The organism is Criibacterium bergeronii, from assembly GCF_001693775.2.
GTDB lineage: Bacteria > Bacillota > Clostridia > Peptostreptococcales > Filifactoraceae > Peptoanaerobacter > Peptoanaerobacter bergeronii.
The window spans coordinates 26,678-45,892 of record NZ_MBEW02000013.1 but is presented as its reverse complement, the minus strand read 5'-3'; the positions used below and the strand labels follow the sequence as shown (position 1 = coordinate 45,892).

Annotated in this window: 16 protein-coding genes; 2 read left to right on the top strand and 14 right to left on the bottom strand. The window is 32.3% G+C overall.

Annotated elements, in window-relative coordinates:
- Positions 1-209 precede the first annotated feature (209 nt).
- From BBG48_RS06935 to BBG48_RS06890, 10 genes are all read right to left on the bottom strand, one after another.
- Entirely contained in the window at positions 210-1,388 is a 1,179-nt protein-coding gene (locus BBG48_RS06935; protein WP_068914099.1) for an acetyl-CoA C-acetyltransferase, read from the bottom strand.
- A gap of 54 nt (positions 1,389-1,442) precedes the next feature.
- Positions 1,443-2,219, bottom strand: coding sequence for an enoyl-CoA hydratase-related protein (locus BBG48_RS06930; protein WP_068914098.1), 777 nt, complete (start codon positions 2,217-2,219; stop codon positions 1,443-1,445).
- A gap of 196 nt (positions 2,220-2,415) precedes the next feature.
- Positions 2,416-2,997 (bottom strand): SGNH/GDSL hydrolase family protein, encoded by a 582-nt coding sequence (locus BBG48_RS06925; protein ID WP_068914097.1) that lies wholly within the window; start codon positions 2,995-2,997, stop codon positions 2,416-2,418.
- Between the two features lie 37 nt (positions 2,998-3,034).
- The gene (gene rpoN, locus BBG48_RS06920; RefSeq protein ID WP_068914096.1) at positions 3,035-4,336 is read right to left on the bottom strand and encodes an RNA polymerase factor sigma-54; all 1,302 of its coding nucleotides are present in this window, start codon (positions 4,334-4,336) and stop codon (positions 3,035-3,037) included.
- A 26-nt stretch (positions 4,337-4,362) separates the two neighbouring features.
- Positions 4,363-4,641, bottom strand: a complete 279-nt coding sequence (locus BBG48_RS06915) for a hypothetical protein (RefSeq protein ID WP_068914095.1) — start codon at positions 4,639-4,641, stop codon at positions 4,363-4,365.
- A 147-nt stretch (positions 4,642-4,788) separates the two neighbouring features.
- Complete coding sequence (locus BBG48_RS06910; RefSeq protein WP_068914094.1) at positions 4,789-6,153, bottom strand: benzoate/H(+) symporter BenE family transporter; 1,365 nt, start codon at positions 6,151-6,153, stop codon at positions 4,789-4,791.
- Positions 6,154-6,167: 14 nt separating this feature from the next.
- Positions 6,168-6,452, bottom strand: coding sequence for a NifU family protein (locus BBG48_RS06905; protein ID WP_068914093.1), 285 nt, complete (start codon positions 6,450-6,452; stop codon positions 6,168-6,170).
- A 128-nt stretch (positions 6,453-6,580) separates the two neighbouring features.
- Positions 6,581-7,882 (bottom strand): acetyl-CoA hydrolase/transferase family protein, encoded by a 1,302-nt coding sequence (locus tag BBG48_RS06900; protein ID WP_068914092.1) that lies wholly within the window; start codon positions 7,880-7,882, stop codon positions 6,581-6,583.
- Between the two features lie 271 nt (positions 7,883-8,153).
- Positions 8,154-9,626: a 4-hydroxyphenylacetate 3-hydroxylase family protein gene (locus tag BBG48_RS06895; protein ID WP_068914091.1), complete on the bottom strand. Its 1,473-nt coding sequence runs from the start codon at positions 9,624-9,626 to the stop codon at positions 8,154-8,156.
- A 358-nt stretch (positions 9,627-9,984) separates the two neighbouring features.
- Positions 9,985-11,406 carry a sigma-54 interaction domain-containing protein gene (locus BBG48_RS06890; protein ID WP_094754503.1) on the bottom strand — a complete coding sequence of 474 codons (1,422 nt, stop codon included), beginning with the start codon at positions 11,404-11,406 and terminating at the stop codon, positions 9,985-9,987.
- A gap of 229 nt (positions 11,407-11,635) precedes the next feature.
- Here BBG48_RS06890 and BBG48_RS06885 point away from each other — a divergent pair, with 229 nt between their 5' ends.
- Together BBG48_RS06885 and BBG48_RS06880 are read left to right on the top strand one after the other, a co-directional pair.
- Complete coding sequence (locus BBG48_RS06885) at positions 11,636-12,922, top strand: putative DNA modification/repair radical SAM protein (protein ID WP_068914090.1); 1,287 nt, start codon at positions 11,636-11,638, stop codon at positions 12,920-12,922.
- Between the two features lie 23 nt (positions 12,923-12,945).
- Positions 12,946-13,695, top strand: coding sequence for a TIGR03915 family putative DNA repair protein (locus BBG48_RS06880; protein ID WP_094754502.1), 750 nt, complete (start codon positions 12,946-12,948; stop codon positions 13,693-13,695).
- 93 nt (positions 13,696-13,788) lie between these two features.
- Here the strand turns inward: BBG48_RS06880 and BBG48_RS06875 are convergent, their stop codons facing one another.
- From BBG48_RS06875 to ribF, 4 genes are all read right to left on the bottom strand, one after another.
- On the bottom strand, positions 13,789-14,439 hold the full coding sequence (locus BBG48_RS06875; RefSeq protein WP_144015615.1) for a hypothetical protein: 651 nt from the start codon (positions 14,437-14,439) through the stop codon (positions 13,789-13,791).
- A 12-nt stretch (positions 14,440-14,451) separates the two neighbouring features.
- The gene (locus BBG48_RS06870) at positions 14,452-15,234 is read right to left on the bottom strand and encodes an enoyl-CoA hydratase-related protein (protein WP_068914087.1); all 783 of its coding nucleotides are present in this window, start codon (positions 15,232-15,234) and stop codon (positions 14,452-14,454) included.
- A 428-nt stretch (positions 15,235-15,662) separates the two neighbouring features.
- The gene (locus tag BBG48_RS06865; protein WP_068914086.1) at positions 15,663-18,203 is read right to left on the bottom strand and encodes an ATP-dependent Clp protease ATP-binding subunit; all 2,541 of its coding nucleotides are present in this window, start codon (positions 18,201-18,203) and stop codon (positions 15,663-15,665) included.
- Positions 18,204-18,290: 87 nt separating this feature from the next.
- Positions 18,291-19,214: a riboflavin biosynthesis protein RibF gene (gene ribF, locus BBG48_RS06860; protein ID WP_068914085.1), complete on the bottom strand. Its 924-nt coding sequence runs from the start codon at positions 19,212-19,214 to the stop codon at positions 18,291-18,293.
- Position 19,215 lies beyond the last annotated feature (1 nt).

Below are 19,215 nucleotides of genomic sequence, written 5' to 3'. Positions count from 1 at the left end.
GTTGTTTTGATAGTCCAAATTCCATTTTTTTCCTCCTTAGGGGTTTTGGTTTTTAGAAAAGGTTTTCTATTTTATATAAAAAAATTTTAATTTTACGCTTTAAATATTTTTAATATGCTTGTTAATATTTTTTCAATTTGTTTTAATTTTTATATATTATGCAAATAGCACAATAATATTATTGTGCTATTTGCATATATATTCAGTTATTATCTTTCAACTATAAGAGCTGTACCCATTCCGCCACCTATGCAAAGTGTAGCTAGGCCTTTTTTAACGTCACGTCTTTTCATTTCATAAAGTAATGTTGTAAGAATTCTTGCTCCTGATGCTCCGATTGGGTGTCCTATTGCTATTGCTCCACCGTTTACGTTAACTTTATCCATGGAGAACCCTAATTCTTTAACTACTTCAAATGCTTGAGATGCAAATGCTTCATTTGCTTCTACTAGGTCAATATCCGCTGCGGTAAGTCCAGCTTTTTCCATTGCCATTTTGCTTGATGGTATTGGACCTGTTCCCATTATTTTAGGGTCTACGCCTGCTGATGCGTAAGATACGATTTTTGCTAATGGTTTTATTCCAAGTTCGTTGGCTTTTTCTTCACTCATTATTACTAGGCAAGCTGCTCCATCATTTATACCTGATGCGTTACCTGCTGTAACTGTACCGTCTTTTTTGAATGCTGGTTTTAATTTTGCAGCTGCATCCATTGTTTGACCCATTCTTACATATTCGTCTGTGTCAAATATTGTTACATTCCCTTTTCTATCTTTTAATTCTATAGGTACTATTTCTTCTTTGAAATATCCATTTTTTATAGCATTTTCTGCTCTATTTTGGCTGTTTACTGCTAATTCGTCCTGTTCTTGTCTTGAGATACCAAATTGTTCTGCTACGTTTTCTGCTGTGATACCCATGTGATAGTCGTTGAATGCGTCCCAAAGTCCGTCTTTTATCATTTCATCAACTACATTTGTATCATTCATTCTAGCTCCCCATCTCATTTTAGGAAGTAAGAATGGTGCATTTGACATGGACTCTGCTCCACCTGCTAATACTATATCAACATCTCCTGCTTTTATCATTTGTGCTGCAAGTGATACTGTTCTAAGTCCTGAACCGCAAACTTTATTTAATGTCATTGCAGGCACTGATATTGGTATACCTGCGTTTAGTGTGATTTGTCTTGCAGGGTTTTGTCCAAGTCCGGCTTGCAATACATTACCAAGAACTACTTCTTGAATGTCTTCGGGTTTAATTCCTGCTCTTTTTATAGCCTCTTTAGCTGCTATTGTTCCTAGTTCAACTGCACTAAGTCCTTTTAATGCTCCGCCAAAGCTACCAACTGCTGTTCTTGCTGCACTTGCTATTACAACATTTCTCATAAAAATCTCCTTTAAAATTTATTTTTTATTAATTGAATAAACTAAATTTTTTGCTTAAAAATCTTTAAGCTCAGCTTTTCTTTTTTCTAGGAAAGCATTCATTCCTTCTTTTTGGTCTTGTGAAGAAAATGTCAATCCAAATTGATTTGACTCCAATTGTATACCGCTGTTTAAATCCATTTCTACACCAAGGTTAATTGCTTGTTTAGCTAGAGTTATTGCTAATGAACCATTTTTTAGAATTCTTTGAGCCATTTTTTTACAGGTATCCATTAGTTCTTCTTTTGGTACAACTTTATTTACTAGACCAATTCTATATGCTTCATTTGCATCTATAGTTTCTGCTGTAAAAATTAATTCTTTGGCTCTTCCTTTGCCAACTAATCTTGGCAATCTTTGTGTGCCGCCAAATCCCGGGATAATTCCTAGACCTACTTCCGGTTGCCCAAATTTTGCAGTGTCGGCTACTATTCTTATGTCACATGACATTGCAATTTCGCAGCCCCCGCCTAATGCAAAGCCATTAACTGCTGCTATGACAACTTGAGGGCAATTTTCGATTCTAGAAAAAGCTTCGTAAGCATTTAAACTCATCTCTCTTGCTTCCTTTGGTGTCATATTAGACATCTGAGCGATATCTGCTCCGGCTACAAAAGATTTTTCTCCCGCTCCTGTAAGAATGACTACTTTAATGTCTTTTCTATTTTGTATTTCTTTAAAGCATTCATTAATTTCTTGTACTGTCTCAGTGTTCAATGCGTTTAATGCCTTAGGACGATTTATACTAACTACTGCTATTTCACCTTCGACATCCATTAGCAAGTTATTCATGTTGCCTCCTAATTATACTATGTCTAAAATAATATTATAAGACTATTAATTGCTAATAATTCTACCCAAAAGCATACGCAATTATAGATATAATTTACAGCAATTTTTCAGTATTGTCAAATTTTATTTTTTTATTGTTTTTATATTGACTGGATTAATTTTACAAGCATACCTATAATTGAGTAAATAAATAGTTTTATTTTATGATTTTATCAACAATATACCTATATATTTTATCTGCTATAATTTTTGAGCCTTTATTATTAAAATGTATTGTGTCAATAAAATAATCTTCATTATTTTCACTGTGGAATATGTTTCTTAAATCTAAATATTTGTAATCATTTTTATCAAAAAATTGTTTTAATTTTTCAAATTTTACAAGCATTGATTTTAATGTAGCGTATTCTATTTCTGTCAATGCCAAATTTAAATTAACGTCCGGTCCTAAAATATAATTAACTTTGATAAAATTTTTGTTTAAACTTTGTGTAATTTTTTCAAAATATTTTAATGTTTCCTCAAATGGATATGTGTTAAAATAAAAGTCATTTGCTCCTGACCACATTACTACCTCAACCGGATTATAAGAAAGCACGTCTTGATTTAGCCTTTGATACATTGCCCTTGTGGTATCCCCGTTAATGCCGCTATTTATTATTTTTACGTCAATATGGTTTTGCTTGAGGGATTTGTTTATAATGTTGACCCATTTGTTTTCTTCAGTCACGCAATACCCAAAGGTCAAGGAGTCTCCCAGTGCCACTATTGTTTTCATAATTTTTCACCTAAATGTCAATATATGCCTTAAAAATTTATTTTTTTCTTTTAGAAGAATTTAATATGTCCATTGACTCTCTATATTTTGTAACAGTGCGTCTTGATATCTTTATTCCTTGGTTTAATACTATATCTTTTATTTCTAAATCGCTATATGGACTTTTTTTATTTTCTGAGTCTATTATATTTTTTATGATATTTTTTACTTCTTTAGATGAATTGCCTTGTGCATTTACTTTATTAGAAAATAATTCTTTTAGTAGATACATTTTTTTATACTGCATATACTTGCATTTCACTGCTCTACTGACTGTAGACTCACTTATATCTAAATCATTTGCTATATCTGACAGTGTCATTGGCTTTAGAGGTTGGTTTTTCAAAAAATAGTTTTCTTGTCTATCTAATATATTTTTTACTATTTTTAGTATGGTGTTTCTTCTTTTTTTAATGCTTTCTATTGCAAATCTAGCTCTTTCCAAGTTTATATTTAGGTATTTTTTTAGTTCTTCGTCCTGTGCTTTTTGAATTAAGGATAAATAATAATCATCATAGGTATATTCGTCTACAAAGGTGTCGTTTAGTTCTATTTTCCAAACATTATTTATCCTAGATACTAATATGTCAGGTATTATATATTCGGGTTGACTGTCAGCTTTGTTATAAAATGGATATGGGGTTAAATCGCTGATTTTGTCTATTACTTCTCTTATTTTTTCTTGTTTAATACTTGTTTGTTTGTTTATTTTAGTTACGTTTCTTAAAAGCAAGTCTTGTAAATTATTTTTTATTAGTATGTTAATTTCATCGTCTGTTTGCCAGTGCTTGTTATATTGATAAATTAGGCACTGCTCAGGATTTTCACTAAATATTCCTTCAGGTTCTAATTGTTTAAGTATTTCTAAGCAATCCTTGAGTTCTTTAAGATTATAATTTGTAAGCTGTGAAATGTCTTTTAAATCATATTTAAAAAAGCCTTTATCGTCCAGCAATCCTATTAGGTATTTCATAATTTCTATCTGTTTGTTTGAAAATGAAGTGACATCTAGCTGGAATAGTAGCTCGATTTCTATATTTTTGTCGTAATATATGGCATAATCCAATGTATTGTTTTGCTCATCCATATTTGTTTTATTTGAAATATGCTTGGTTTTTATGCTTTGCAAATTAATTTTTTCTAATTCTTGTTTTTTTAATATGGGATTAGACTCATATTCGTTTATTAAATATTCTTTCAGCTCAATTTGGTTCATTTCTAATAATTTTAAAGACAGGATTTGAGATTGTGTAACTATAAGATTTTGTTTCAGTTTAATATCTAATTTATTATTTATCAATTTTTCCTCCTGCCTTTATAATTAAATTAAAATTTTATTTCAGTCAATTTTTTTGCTAATAATTTCTGAGCCTCTTGATAATTTTGACAATCTATTTCTAAATAGCCATTTTTAGTAATATATTTAGAAATTGATGCACATTTTATTTGACACCCTGATACTACTACGATTAAGTCATATACTCCATTTTCTTCAACGAAATAAAAATCATTTTGATTTGAATTTTTATTTATTATTTCGTCTACTACTTTCCTTCTATTATACTTACTTTGACATCCTCCGCAATACTTTATTCCTATTTTCATATTTTCCTTTCTTATATAAAAAAGGAAACCCCGAAGTAACTAATCGGGAATTCCTCATTAAAATTTTATTTGTAGGATATTTAGTTTGTTTTGGCTAAAACATTAAATATTTGTATTTATTATGCTATTGCTAAAATGTATAATTTTTTATTCATTTTCTACTTTTTCAGCAGCTATTTTTGCCTTATTTGCATCTTTTATGCTCAATAATATAACTAGGACTATACCTGTTGCAAGTCCCCAAGATGCTCCTTTTGCCACTATCATTGCACCTATAACCCCACATATACCCATATCAAGTCTATTTGGGCAAGACTCCATGGCTAATCTTGTGCAAATAAATCCTTGCACTACAAGTGTAGCACTTAAAGCTGCTGGTAATATCGGCTGCACTAGTGTAACTACAGGAGTAAGTGTAACTGCAATAAATGTCGCCCATCTAAATGTACCAACACCTGAGAATATGCTCTGCATCTTGTCAGGGCCTTCTTTATATCTTTCTGCAACAGAGGCTGTTACTGCTGCCCATAGTGGTCCGGCTAAAGTTGGATATGCACAGAAAAATCCTTCTATTAAATTTCTTACTGCACTTAAAAGATTTGACCTATTTGCATTAAAATCTATTTTTTCATCTTGTCTTATTTCATCAGCCTCTCCTATAAGAGCCTCTGTAGTAACAAAATCTCCAAAAGCTATTATGTATATAACTATAGCTGTTGGTATAGCTTTAATAAATAAATCAATGTTTGGAAATCCTACACCAAATATGCTTGCGTGCTGTAATATGCCATTGATATCCGGAAAATGTATGATTGGGAATATATCTATATTTGGAACTGGATATTCGCCAACTATAGGTCCGACAATAACAGCTAGAATAATAGCCGGCAACATACCAAAGCCTGCTATCTTATCTAAAACAAAATTGGACTTACGCATTTTTTTAAATTTTTCCGAAAAAAGCATAAAGTAAGAAAGTAATATACATAGTCCTATAGTGATAGGAGTCTTGTCAAATCTTTTTCCTGGTGTAAATTCACCTATTATTGCAGCAAGCCCTGCTCCCATAAGTATACCTGCCTTTATTGACTCAGGCACTATTCTTAAAAGCTTGCTAGCCATTCCAGTAATACCCATTACCAAAAATATTACCCCAACCATTATCTGCAAAGCTATCATGGCTTGAGTTCTTTCAGGTCCCATTTCAAATCCGGTAATGTATGCCAATGTTAATGGTATTGCAGGTGTAATCCATCCGGGTACAACAGGGTCTCCCCATGTTGCATGGATTGTATACAATAATCCATTTATAATAACCATTGACCATGCTAATTCAAATGGTATACCCAAATTTTCCGTAAGTACCGGTATTGCACCTAGACAGGTAGAACACATTAGTATCGCTTGCAAAAGCTCAGATACTTCAACTCTATAATGTATAAATGGCAGTCTTAATTTAAAAATACCAACTGGTATGTAAGGTTGTTCTTGCCCGTATTCTCTTTTTGCCATACTGTAACCCCCCATTATTGTTTTCTTAAAATAGTTTTTGCAAAATCCCATAATTCATCACTTACTTCATTGTAAACCTTAACTTTTAAATCTGTTCCCATACTCTTATTAATCGTTTCTTCTATCCATTGAGCAGTCGATATTTGTGACAAGGGGCACCCTGCACAATGTCCTGTCAATTTTATAGTTAGTACCTCCTTATCCAAGCCAACTATTGTAATGTCGCCACCATGCGAATTGATAGAAGGTCTTATCTGCTCGTCTACTATGCGTCCTGTTTTAATTAATAACTCTTCCATTCGCCTTCCTCTTTAAATTTTAAACTAAAATTTAATCAAGCACCAAGTCTTTAAGTTAAGATTTATATTTTGGATTGAACAACCTGATACTTGATTATCTTATAGTTCTTTATATTATTTACGCAAAATTAAAGCGAAAAATTGTCATGAAATTTTTCATTATGATATTTTATTAAATCAGCTCTAAAATCCGGATGAGCAATTTTAATCAATCTTTTAGACCTTTCTCTTAGAGTTTGCCCTTTAAGGTGTGCTATACCATACTCTGTAACAATGTAGTCCACATCATTTCTGCTTGTCGTAACTGCCGCATAATCATCTATCTTTGCTACAATTTTTGAAGTTTTACCCTTGACTGTACTAGGCATTGCTATTATTGACCTTCCATTTTTTGCCATGGAAGCTCCCCTTACAAAGTCTACTTGTCCACCTACTCCGCTTATTTGCATATCTCCGATGGACTCTGATACAACTTGCCCCATCAAATCTACTTGTATACATGAATTTATGCTTACAATATTATCTTCTTTCATAATAACCGTTGGATTATTTACATAATCAACCGGCATCATCAGCACATCATGGTTATGGTCTACAAAATCATATAAGTCCTTAGTACCCATTAAAAATGCTGCAACTAGCTTACCTGCGTGTGTTTTCTTTTTATTGTTTGTTATTACACCTTTTTTTACAAGGTCAACTACTCCATCAGCAAACATTTCTGAGTGAATACCCAAATCTTTTTTTTCACCCAAAAAAGATAATACTGCATCAGGTATAGCTCCTATACCAAGCTGTAGTGTGTCTCCATCTTGAATTAATTCAGCACAATGTTTACCAATCATTTTTTCAATCTCACCGATTTTTGGTTTGCCAAGCTCAATTATTGGTTCATCATGTTCAACAAAAACATCTATTTCATCCAAGTTTAATACAGTAGCTCCATATGTCCAAGGCATATTTTTATTTACCTGAGCAATTACAAGCTTTGCACTTTTTACTGCCGGTGTAGTGTAATCGCAAGATACACCAAGGCTCACTTCTCCATCTTCATTTGGAGGAGTAACTTGTATCAGCACAACATCTACAGGTAAATTATTTTTAAAAAGTCTAGGAACTTCAAAGAAAAATGTTGGAGTAAAATCTGTTCTTCCTTCTGCTACTGCTTTTTTTGTAGAGCCACCTACAAAGATAGCATTATGTCTGAAATGTTTTTCCATGCCCTCTTTGCAATATTCAGCTTTTCCCATTGCTACCATGTGGACTATTTCCACATTTTCATAAGCATCTTTATTTTTTACCATCGCATCTACTAAGGCTAAAGGTTCTCCGGTGGCGTGCTGCACTACAACTCTGTCACCTGATTTTATCATTTTAACTGCCTCTTGCGGCGTTTTTAATTTATTTTTATATTCTTGTATAAAATCCATGATACCTCCTTGCTTGCTTTATCATCAGTCAGTTTTTTTAATAGTTAAATATTTGTCAATTTTTAAATCTATTTCTATTGTTTTTTATAAAAAATCTATTTCTAAGTTTATATATAACTACTGACTGTCAAAATACAACTTACTTTAACTACATTTTCAAATCCAGTGCTAGAGATGTTATTTGCCAACATCTCTAGCCGAATTTGAAAGGGGTTTATTATTAAAATCTATTATATTGAATTAATGTCTTATTAGATACTACTAATAGCCTCTATTTTGTAACGTTATCTTTGGATGTATCAATATGAGCTATTTTTCTAGCCATTTCTTTTTTAGCCTCTAGGTTGCCTTGTCTTGCTATCATTATTCTTTGTGCCTGAGGAGAGCCTGCACCGTGCATTGACTCAGTAAGATATCCTACTGCCGCTGTACCTAAGCATAGATTTTCGATAAGTCTTAATACTCTCATTCTATTTTCTACATCCATGCCAACTTTGCCGGCAAGATATTTTTTAACCCATTTTCCGGTTTCAGCTCCTCTTAGGTCAGCCTCAGATGGCATTGTAACCATGATACCGCCGGCTAGGTCTTGAGCCAGTCTAGCTATTTCATAAGGAAATCTTGTAACGTTTTGTTTACATACGTTGGCAAGTAATAGGTTGATTAAATATGCACCTGACTCAGTCTTTGTTCCTTCATAAGAGCAAGCAAGTGAACATGCCCACATTGTTTCGTTTAGGTGTTGCATTTCAATAATTTTATCTTTGATGTGGCTTGCTTTTGCTGCTCCATTGTAATCTGCCGCTAAGGCTGCTGCACCGATAAGTACATCGCCAACGCCTGTTTTACATGCGTAAGATTGTCTATGATATCCGGCAAATCTTTCAACTAGCATACCTGAATATTCATATTCTTGACACATAAATACTCTTTCATTTGGTACGAATACATGGTCAAATATAACTAATGCTTCTTGTCCGCCAAATGTGTTATTTCCAAGGTCTATATCTACATCCTTTTCAAGTTTTCTTGTATCACATGATTGTCTACCATAAATCATGAATACACCTTCAGCGTTTGTAGGTACTGCAAAGCTTACTGCATAATCCTTGTCAGCCTCTTTCATAGCTTGTGTAGGCATGATTAAATGTTCATGTGAGTTTATAGAGCCTGTTTGGTGAGCCTTTGCTCCGGATACAACTATACCATCTTGTCTTATTTCTTCGATATGCACAAATAAATCCGGGTCTTCCTGTTGAGATGGAGATAGTCCTCTGTCACCTTTAGGGTCTGTCATAGCTCCATCAACTGTCCAGTCATTTTTTTGAGCCATTAGTAAATATTTTTTAAATCTTTCATGATACTCAGTGCCATATTTTTTATCTATTTCATATGTAGTTGAATAAATTGCATTGAATGCGTCCATACCTACGCATCTTTGGAAACAGCTTGAAGTTTTTTGACCTAATAATCTTTGCATTTTGATTTTTTTAACCAAATCTTCTGTACTATGATGTATATGGCAAAATCTGTTTATTTTTTCGCCTGTTAAATGGCTTGTAGCTGTCATTACATCTTCGTACTCAGGGTCATGTGCTAAGTCATATGTCATAGCTACTGAATTGATTGAAGGTCTTAATATAGGATGTGATGTAGGGTCATCAATTAATTCACCAAAGATGTATACCTTTGGTTTTAATGCTTTCAAGCTTTCAATGTACTGTTTACCTGTCATAAGTGCCATGTTAATTTCTCCTTTGCAAAATAAATTAAATTTAAATTATGAATATCAATTCTAATTTTCCTATTTTAAAAACGCTTAGGAAAACTTTTACTTACGCTTTATTAAATAGCAAAAAACGTGCCAAATTTATAAAATTTAATAAAAAAATAATTTTGCTTAGAATTTCAATGAAATTTTTCAGAAATTTAAGCAAAATTATTATTTTTACTTTTTATTATTAAAATGAATTATTTTAAAATTGATTATTCGAAATTATTTTTGTTAAATCTGCAAAGTATGTTGCACTTTCAATCTATTGCATAAATGAAATATATTGCATTTTTGCAATAATAAATTTTTTTTATACTACTCTGCCATTTTAAATTATTCCCAGCTTTTGTTTTTTTCTTGTCAGAGTAGACTCATTCATCCCTAATTTAATTGCCGCCTCTTTTGAAGTGCTTGAATTATCTAATGCGTTTTTAATTACCATTTTTTCAAAATTATCCACTGCTTGTTTAAAATTTACACCTTTTTTCAATTCAAATGATTTTTCTTGGAAGTCGCTGATTTTAATTACTGTTGGTAGGTCATTTAACTGTATCTCATCGTCTCTACTCAGTACAACACTGCGTTCAACAAGATTTTTCAGCTCTCTAACATTTCCCGGAAAATCATAATTATAAAGCGCAAGCAACGCCTCCTTAGAAAAAAATTTATTTTCATGATTGATTTCGTTGCTCTTTTCTAAAAAATGGTTTACCAACAACAATATGTCCTCTCTTCTTTTTCTAAGCGGTAATATTTCAATTGGTATTATATTTATCCTGTAATATAAGTCATCGCGGAATTTTTTTTCTTCTATCATTGATTTTAAGTCTTGATTTGTTGCACTGACTATCCTGACATCTATCGGTATTTCCTTTGAGCCTCCGATTTTTCTGATTGTTTTGTTTTGCAATGTTTTAAGGAGCTTTGCCTGCATATTAAGCGACAGCTCTCCTATTTCGTCTAAAAATAGAGTGCCTCCATTTGCAAGCTCAAATATTCCTTTCTTGCCTTTTGTGAGTGCACCTGTAAAGCTCCCGCCCTCATAGCCAAACAGCTCTGACTCCATCAAGCTTTCAGGTATGGCTGAACAGTTGATATCTATAAACGGTTTGTTTGCTCTATTGCTGTTTTTATGTATTATTCTTGCAACTATGTCCTTTCCGACTCCTGTTTCTCCACTTATTAACACTGACGTGTCATACACCGCTACTTTTTTTGCTGTAAGTATTGTGTTCTCCATTTGCTTTGATTGATATACGATGCCATCTTTTTCATGAATTAAGCTTTTTAGCTTGTTCATGTCCAATGTCGTCCTATTTAATTCGTTTTTTAAACTGTTTATTAGGGTCACATCTCTTACAGTAGTAACCACTAGGTTGATATTACCATCAAGGTCAAATAAAGGAGTAGAGGTAATTAGCACTTGATTTTTATTATTTAGAGTTTGGTTCATAGTTATCTCTTTTTTTGAGTTTAATGCCTCCATTGTGCCCGACTTATCAATAAGCCCCTCTTCGATAATTCTAGTCATGGTTTTATTCAAAAATAACTCCTTTTTAGTGCCGGATAATTTTTCATAAGCATTGTTCAAAAATATCGTCTTTGACTTTCCATCAGTAATATATACACCATCTTGAACTGTATTTAATATACTTTCAATATAGCTATTTATTTGCGTACAAGGGATATCTTCACAAAAATTTAAAGATTTACTGTTATTTTTTTCACAAATATTTTCAGTTTTTTTCATTTTTTCCCCCGCATATCACTATTAACTATATTTAATATAAAATTATATGTTAGTAGATTTATTAAAGCATACTTTTAAAAATAAATCCAGTAATTGTAAAATATTAATTGAAAAATGAACTTTAACTTCATTTAATATAAGTTTGACTTTAACAAATACTAATGGTAAAATGTGTTTGTATAATTATTATAGCACAGTTCTTTCATAATTTGTAACTTTGGTAAATTTTATGAACATAATAAGATATAATGAAAAGATTGAATTTGAAGAAAAACTAAAAATACTTTCCGATGCTGCAAAATATGACGCATCATGCTCCTCCAGCGGCTCTAATAGAAACAATACGGGCGGTATAGGTAACGCTCATTACTCCGGTATTTGTCATAGCTGGACTAGTGATGGCAGGTGCGTGTCACTACTAAAAATTTTGATGACAAATAAATGTATATATGATTGTGCCTACTGCATCAACAGAAGCTCTAATCATGAAGTAAAAAGAGCCATTTTTACACCTCAAGAAATCGTAGACCTGACCATTAATTTTTACAAGAGAAATTACATAGAGGGGTTGTTTTTAAGTAGCGGAGTATATAAAAATCCGAATAATACAATGGATTTAATGTATCAAGTGGCATACAAGCTCAGATACGAAGAAAATTACAACGGCTACATTCATATGAAAGCAATTCCCGGTGCAGACAGTAATCTTATAGATAAGGTTGCAAGCCTTGTTGACAGAATGAGTGTAAATATAGAGCTGCCATCAGAAAAAAGTCTAATAGCCTTAGCACCTCAAAAGACTAAAAAGAGCATATTTTTACCAATGAACCACATGACCAATTACACACTACAAATTGCAGATGAGCAAAAGCGTTTTAAAAATGCACCAAAATATATGCCAGCCGGACAAACCACACAAATGATTGTAGGAGCAACTCCTGAAAGTGACCTATCCATAGTAAATTTGACAGAAACATTGTATAACAGATTTAAACTAAAAAGAGTATACTACTCCGCTTATATACCAGTGGTTTCGCAAAATAGCAATTTACCCGCACTAAATACAGCACCACCGCTTAAAAGAGAAAATAGACTTTACCAAGCCGATTGGCTACTTAGATTTTATGGTTTTACAGCAAATGAGATATTGGATGAAAAAAATCCAAATTTTGACCTAGAGCTTGACCCAAAATGCAACTGGGCACTAAATAATATTAATCTGTTCCCAGTAGAGATAAATAGATGTAGCTATGAAATGCTGCTTAGAATACCGGGTGTTGGAGTTAGAAGTGCAAAAAGGATTGTAAGAGCTAGAAGATATGCCAATCTATCTTATGACACATTAAAAAAACTGGGCGTAGTGCTGAAAAGAGCAAAATATTTCATCACCTGCAACGGTAAATTTTACGGTGACTTTTCAATGGATAGTCAAATAATTCGCTCAAAAATTATCCCAAATAAAAAAGAAGACAACTACGAACAGCTATCTATAGATTTAAGCAAATATGTAGTATAAAAAATTTTAACTTGAGAGGTTATATGCTTGACACTGACAAAAAATATACTTATATATATGACGGCTCTTTTGAGGGATTTTTATGCTGCGTATATACATTTTACAAGGACAAAGACAAGCTTGTAGCTATCAAAACTGACGATGAACAAATAGAATTTTTTATTAAAACAAAAGCTATTGTATCTGATGATAATAATTTTAACACTGTCTATGACGCTATAGAAAACAAACTCTCCTTTGACTTTTTAAATATAGTCTACAACGCATTTTTATCCGATACACCAAATAAAGAGCTTAAAATATTAGACTTTATAGTCTTAGGCTTTAAATATGGTGACAAAATCATAAATAACATATCAAATCATACAGTCATAGACGTGCTGAAATTAAGTCAAAAAGTTTTAGCAGAAAGACACAAATTATATGGACTTGTGAGATTTAAGCAGATAAACAACTATTTATTTTCAGTAATAGAGCCTACACATAATATAATACCAATCATCGGAAACCACTTTAGAAAAAGATACCCAAATGAAAACTGGTTCATATACGATTTAAACAGAGAAACACTGGTAATGCACAACAATGGAAATTTGCAGCTACTAAGTATGTCAAAAGAAAAAATGAAACCATACCTTGAATATAAAGACGATTTTGAAACACTTTGGAAAACCTATCACAAAGCTATGAGTATTGAAAGTAGGAAAAATGAAAGATGCCAAAGAAATTTCATGCCAAAAAAATATTGGAAACACCTTAGTGAAATGGACTAATATGTAATAAATAAACTAAATGTTAATCAATAGCTAAAATAAAAAACTTCTAATTTTAAAGAATAATTTAAAATTAGAAGTTTTTTATTAATTTTATATTTCAAAACCCATTTTATCTGTATTAAATAAGCGTGAATCCATTAACCTCAAATCATCTGATATTTTCGGTACAAATTCCATTTTATTTAAAATATCTTTTTCTAAACCTACTCCGAGTGCTATTTCTATTAACTCTAGCCCATTGTTGGTTAATTTAAAAACACATCTTTGTGTTATAAAATAAACCTCCTGTTTATCATTATTTTTTGAATACTCTCCTGAAAAAGTTATTTGCTCAACTTTTTTCTTAAATTTTAGTATTTCTCCATCCTTTATAATATTTACTTTTCTATCTTTTATTTCAATCTCAGACTCTCCTGCTGTAAAAGTACCTAAGAAACATACTTTTTTAGCATTTTGAGTAATATTTATAAAACCTACAGGTCCGGTTACTCTGCCGGCAAATTTTGATACATTTACATTGCCATCCTCGTCAGCTTTAGCCAAGCCTAAGTACCCTATGTCAAGACCTCCTCCATCATAAAAGTCAAATATATCAAGCTGTTTCAGTATAGCTTCCGGATTAAATGATGCACCTGTACCCCTTCCACTTGCAGGTACTCCACCAGTTGCTCCAGATTCTATGCTAAATATTATTTTATCAGATATACCCTCTTCAAAAGTAAACAAATTTATTTTAGACAACAAATTCTTTTCCTACTTATATATAAATTTTTTTTCCTTTTCCTTTCTGATGAATGCACCCATTCCTATTTGTTTATCCTGCGTGGATGAGCAAAGACTAAACGCTTGCAGCTCTAGTGCAAGTCCTGTATTTATATCCGTTTGTATTCCACTGTTTATCAGTCTTTTACATTCCTGCACTGCAATTTGTGCTTGCATTGAAATTTCATTTGCCATTTCCATAGCTTTTTGCAGCAATTCGTCAGCCGGTACTACTGAGTTTACCAGTCCTATTTTTTCTGCCTCTATTGCATCTATGATTTTTCCTGTATATAAAAGCTCTTTTGCTTTAGCAATGCCTACTAATCGTGGCAATCTTTGAGTGCCACCTGCTCCCGGAGTAATTCCTATACCCACTTCCGGCTGACCAAATTTAGCTTTCTCAGACGCTATTCTAATATCACAAGCCATGGCAAGCTCACAGCCTCCACCTAATGCAAATCCATTTACGGCGGCTATTACAGGTATACGCATATTTTCTACTTTTGTATTTAATTTACTGCCTAATTGCCCCCATTCAAGCGTTTGTGCCGGCGTAAGCTCAATCATTTCTTTGATATCCGCTCCTGCAATAAAGGCTTTGCCAACCCCGGTAATAATTAACACTTTAACGCTTTTGTCGTTTTCAATTATATCAATTGCCTCATTAATATCATACATAAAATCCGTACTCAATGCGTTTAAAGTATCAGGATTATTTAGAGTTAATAATGATACACTTTCGTTCTTTTTCTCAATTAAAACCTTTGCCCCCATCTTTTACCCTCCTCAAAAAAATATTATTAAATAGTTGTATAGCAAAAATCGTTCCATTTTCTTATTTATAATATTTTGATTTTATAGTATTAAAAATGTTGAATATAAACATTTTTTATAAGACTGATTAAAATATTATTCAATTTCAATTTCATAATTATTGAATTTTGTAAATTATTTTTTTGTCATTTTATTAGCTTTGTTTGTATGCAAATGTTTAAAACCGATTGCAAATATACAATTAATTGTATTTATTCAATTTTTCAAAACAGAACTATCTAGTCAATTTTTTTCTTAAAAAAATAGCCAAGACGTAAGTCTTAGCTATTGTTAAAGTTTTTATATTTCCCTTTAAAATGGTAAGTTGTATACCAAAGAAAGTTTTTATTATATTTTATCGATTTTTTAATATTGTTATATTTATGGCTTTAATTCACTGCATCTAGTAATACTTTTCTACCAAGCATATTTAATCTTAATTCATTAAACTTAGATATATCTTGTTTTATCACTGCATCTGCAATTTCGTCTTCTATATATTTTTGTATTGTGCGTCTAAGTGGTCTTGCTCCATATTTTTCATCATAACCTTTTTCAACTATAAAGTCTTTGACCTCATCGCTTATATTAAGTTTTATTCCTCTTAAAGCAACTGCCTTTTGTAGGTCTTGTAGCATTAAATCGACTATTTTTCTTAAATCTCCTTTTTCTAGCTTATTAAACACTACTATTTCATCGACCCTGTTTAAAAATTCCGGTTTGAAAGAGGCTTTTAATGAGTCATTTATTCTTTCTTTATCCATTTCGCTTTCATTTTTTGAGCCAAAGCCAAGGTTACTTGATTTATAGGTCGTGCCTATGTTTGAAGTCATGACTATTATTGTATTTTCAAAGTGTACTGTATTGCCTTGTGCATCTGTAAGTCTGCCCTCGTCTAATATCTGTAAAAGCATATTAAATACATCAGGGTGAGCTTTTTCTATTTCATCAAATAATATTATGCTGTATGGTTTTCTTTTTACTTTATCTGTCAGTTGTCCGCCTTCTTCAAAGCCTACATATCCCGGAGGTGCTCCAACCATTTTTGCTACGGAATGTTTTTCCATATATTCACTCATATCCATACGGATAATCATATCTTCAAGACCAAACATTTCTTTTGCAAGTTGCTTTACAAGATGTGTCTTACCTACTCCGGTTGGTCCAACGAAAATAAATGAGCTTGGTTTTTTAACTCCTGATATACCTACTCTATTTCTTTTAATAGCTTTTGCAATTGTTTCAACTGCGTTGTCTTGACCAATTACTTTTTGTTTTAGCGTTTGTTCAAGATTAGCCAGCTTTGTCTGTTCTTTATCTATAAGTCTTTTTACTGGGATTTTTGTCCATTGCTGTATCACATCTGCAACGTCATCAGTTGTAACTTCTATATATTCTTTTTTCTTTAGTTCTTCTAATTCATCTTCAAGTTTAAGCTGTTCAAGCTGATAATTTGCACCTTTTTCGTAGTCTTGGTCTTGCATTGCCTCATTTCTTTTTGTTGCAATTGTTTCAAGTGACTCATTTATTGCGTCTATTCTTGGTATATATTCGTTGGTTAAATTTGTCCTTGACCCGACTTCGTCAATTACATCTATTGCTTTATCAGGTAAATATCTATCTGTTATATATCTTTTTGAAAGTCTGACAGCCTCTTGTATCACTTGGTCACTGAATCTTATCTTGTGATATTCTTCATAATAGGGTCTAAGACCTTTTATTATTTCTATGGTTTCTTCTTCGGTTGGTTCTTCAACTAATACGCTCTGAAATCTTCTTTCAAGTGCTTTGTCTTTTTCAATTGTTTTTTTGTATTCATTAAGTGTTGTTGCACCTAATACTTGCACTTCTCCACTTGCTAGTGCCGGCTTTAGGATATTAGCTGCGTCAAGATTTCCTCCTGCAACCTCTCCTGCCCCCATTATTGTATGGAGCTCATCGATTACAAGTACCACATTTTTAGCATTCTTTGCCTCGTCAATTATGCCTTTTAGTCTGCTTTCAAACTGTCCTCTAAACTGAGTACCTGCCACCATTGATGCCATGTCTAGCTGTATTATGTCAACATCTAAAAGTTTTTCAGGTACTTCACTATTTACTATTTTATAGGCTAAGCCCTCTGCTATAGCCGTTTTACCTACTCCCGGTTCACCAATTAATACAGGATTATTTTTTGTCCTACGATTTAATATCTGTATGACTCTGTTTATTTCCTCTTGTCTGCCTATGACCTTATCAATTTTGCCTTCTCTAGCCATATTTGTCAGATTTTTTCCATACTTTTCAAGAGTCTTCATATTTTTCTTTCTCTTAGACTTTGAATCGCCGTATTTATCTGATTTTTTGGAGTCTTGCTGCGTATATTCGCTATCAGAATAGTCATAATCCAAAAAATTGTCAGGTGAGCCACCTATATTTATTTCAAAGATATTATTTTTTCTAGTCGAACCGAAGATTTTTTTCATTTCGTCTTCAAATGTGCTTATATCTATTAAATCTTCATCACTGCTATTACTTTCCTCGTTAGCTTTTATATTTGATAAAGCCTTATTTTCTTCTTTTTCGTCTGAATATTGTGATGAATTATCTTCTTTGTATGGTTTTTTCTTGTTGTCCAGTATATCTGAAAATTTCCTTGTCATTTCGGCAAAGGCTTTATTGTTGCTCAGGTTGCTAATCACTTCATCAAGAGAACCGCCATCAGAATTTTTTATTTCTTCTTCAAACAGCTCCACTGAATCGTTCATTTGCTGAGTTATAACATCTATATTATCTGAATCTACGCCTAATTTGTCAAACATTTCATCAAGTCCCGGTACATTTAGCTTTTTTGCACAAGACAAGCATAGTCCACGCAATTTTGTTCTATCGTGTTGGTCCTGAACATAAAGTACAGCTACATTTTCATGACACTCGCTACATTTACGCATTTTTTCCCTTTCTATATATTAATCTATATTAAAAAGTTTTAAAGCTTTTGATACTATTATATTTATACCAATTAAGTAAAAACTAAATCAGTTAAGTGTTCCATTTGATAATTTTCTGACCGTCTCAACATCGCTGTTCATTTGCAATACTAAATCTTCTATCTTGTCAAACTTTATCTCAGCCCTTAAATATTTTTTTGGTATAACTGTTATTTTTTTGCCATAGATATTTTTGTCAAAATCAAGTATATGTGCCTCTAAGCCGTAGTGAGGGTTTTTAACACTTGGTTTGTTGCCTATGCTGATAGCTGTGACATATTTTTCACCATCTATTATACATTCGGCATAATATACTCCGTTTTTTGGCATTATCTGCTCAAGTCCGATTTCCAAGTTTGCAGTTGGAAAACCGATTTTGTTGCCATAATTATTTCCATGGACAACCTCCGACGAAATTATATACGGTCTGCCTAAATATTGTTCCAATTCAGCTCCAACTATGCCTTTATCCAACATTTCTCTTATTAATGTGCTGCTGACACGCTTGTCGTTTATCCTTACTTCTCCAATTACTTTAAACCGTACATTATGCTTTTTACAAATCTTTTCAAGCTCGTCCACTCCAAGCATATCGTTGCCAAATCTCGCATCGTCTCCTAAAACTAGGTCTGTCACTCCAAGATTGTCTACTAAGATGTCTTTTACAAATTGGTCTGCTGACATACTTTTAATTTTTTTATCAAAAAAAACTAAATACAAATCAGCTATACCCATTTGTTCAAAAAGTCTAATCTTTTCTTCTTTTGGCAAAATATATTTGCCATTATTTTTCTTTTTCAAATTAGGCTTATAGCAAAATGTTATAGCTGAAGGTGTAGCATTTTTTTGTTTTGAAATTTCTACAGTGCTTTCTATGAGAAGTCTATGAGCTTTATGTAGTGCATCAAAGCTTCCCATGGTTATAGCTCTCTTTTTGTCGTCTTTTTTATTGAAGTCCTCAATTATATTCATA

Excerpts from the sequence above, each read along its gene's own strand:
- BBG48_RS06935 (WP_068914099.1), bottom strand. The coding sequence starts at position 1,388 with ATGAGAAATGTTGTAATAGCAAGTGCAGCAAGAACAGCAGTTGGTAGC.
- BBG48_RS06930 (WP_068914098.1), bottom strand. The coding sequence starts at position 2,219 with ATGAATAACTTGCTAATGGATGTCGAAGGTGAAATAGCAGTAGTTAGT.
- BBG48_RS06925 (WP_068914097.1), bottom strand. The coding sequence starts at position 2,997 with ATGAAAACAATAGTGGCACTGGGAGACTCCTTGACCTTTGGGTATTGC.
- BBG48_RS06915 (WP_068914095.1), bottom strand. The coding sequence starts at position 4,641 with ATGAAAATAGGAATAAAGTATTGCGGAGGATGTCAAAGTAAGTATAAT.
- BBG48_RS06910 (WP_068914094.1), bottom strand. The coding sequence starts at position 6,153 with ATGGCAAAAAGAGAATACGGGCAAGAACAACCTTACATACCAGTTGGT.
- BBG48_RS06905 (WP_068914093.1), bottom strand. The coding sequence starts at position 6,452 with ATGGAAGAGTTATTAATTAAAACAGGACGCATAGTAGACGAGCAGATA.
- BBG48_RS06900 (WP_068914092.1), bottom strand. The coding sequence starts at position 7,882 with ATGGATTTTATACAAGAATATAAAAATAAATTAAAAACGCCGCAAGAG.
- BBG48_RS06895 (WP_068914091.1), bottom strand. The coding sequence starts at position 9,626 with ATGGCACTTATGACAGGTAAACAGTACATTGAAAGCTTGAAAGCATTA.
- BBG48_RS06890 (WP_094754503.1), bottom strand. The coding sequence starts at position 11,406 with ATGAAAAAAACTGAAAATATTTGTGAAAAAAATAACAGTAAATCTTTA.
- BBG48_RS06885 (WP_068914090.1), top strand. The coding sequence starts at position 11,636 with ATGAACATAATAAGATATAATGAAAAGATTGAATTTGAAGAAAAACTA.
- BBG48_RS06880 (WP_094754502.1), top strand. The coding sequence starts at position 12,946 with ATGCTTGACACTGACAAAAAATATACTTATATATATGACGGCTCTTTT.
- BBG48_RS06870 (WP_068914087.1), bottom strand. The coding sequence starts at position 15,234 with ATGGGGGCAAAGGTTTTAATTGAGAAAAAGAACGAAAGTGTATCATTA.
- BBG48_RS06865 (WP_068914086.1), bottom strand. The coding sequence starts at position 18,203 with ATGCGTAAATGTAGCGAGTGTCATGAAAATGTAGCTGTACTTTATGTT.
- ribF (WP_068914085.1), bottom strand. The coding sequence starts at position 19,214 with ATGAATATAATTGAGGACTTCAATAAAAAAGACGACAAAAAGAGAGCT.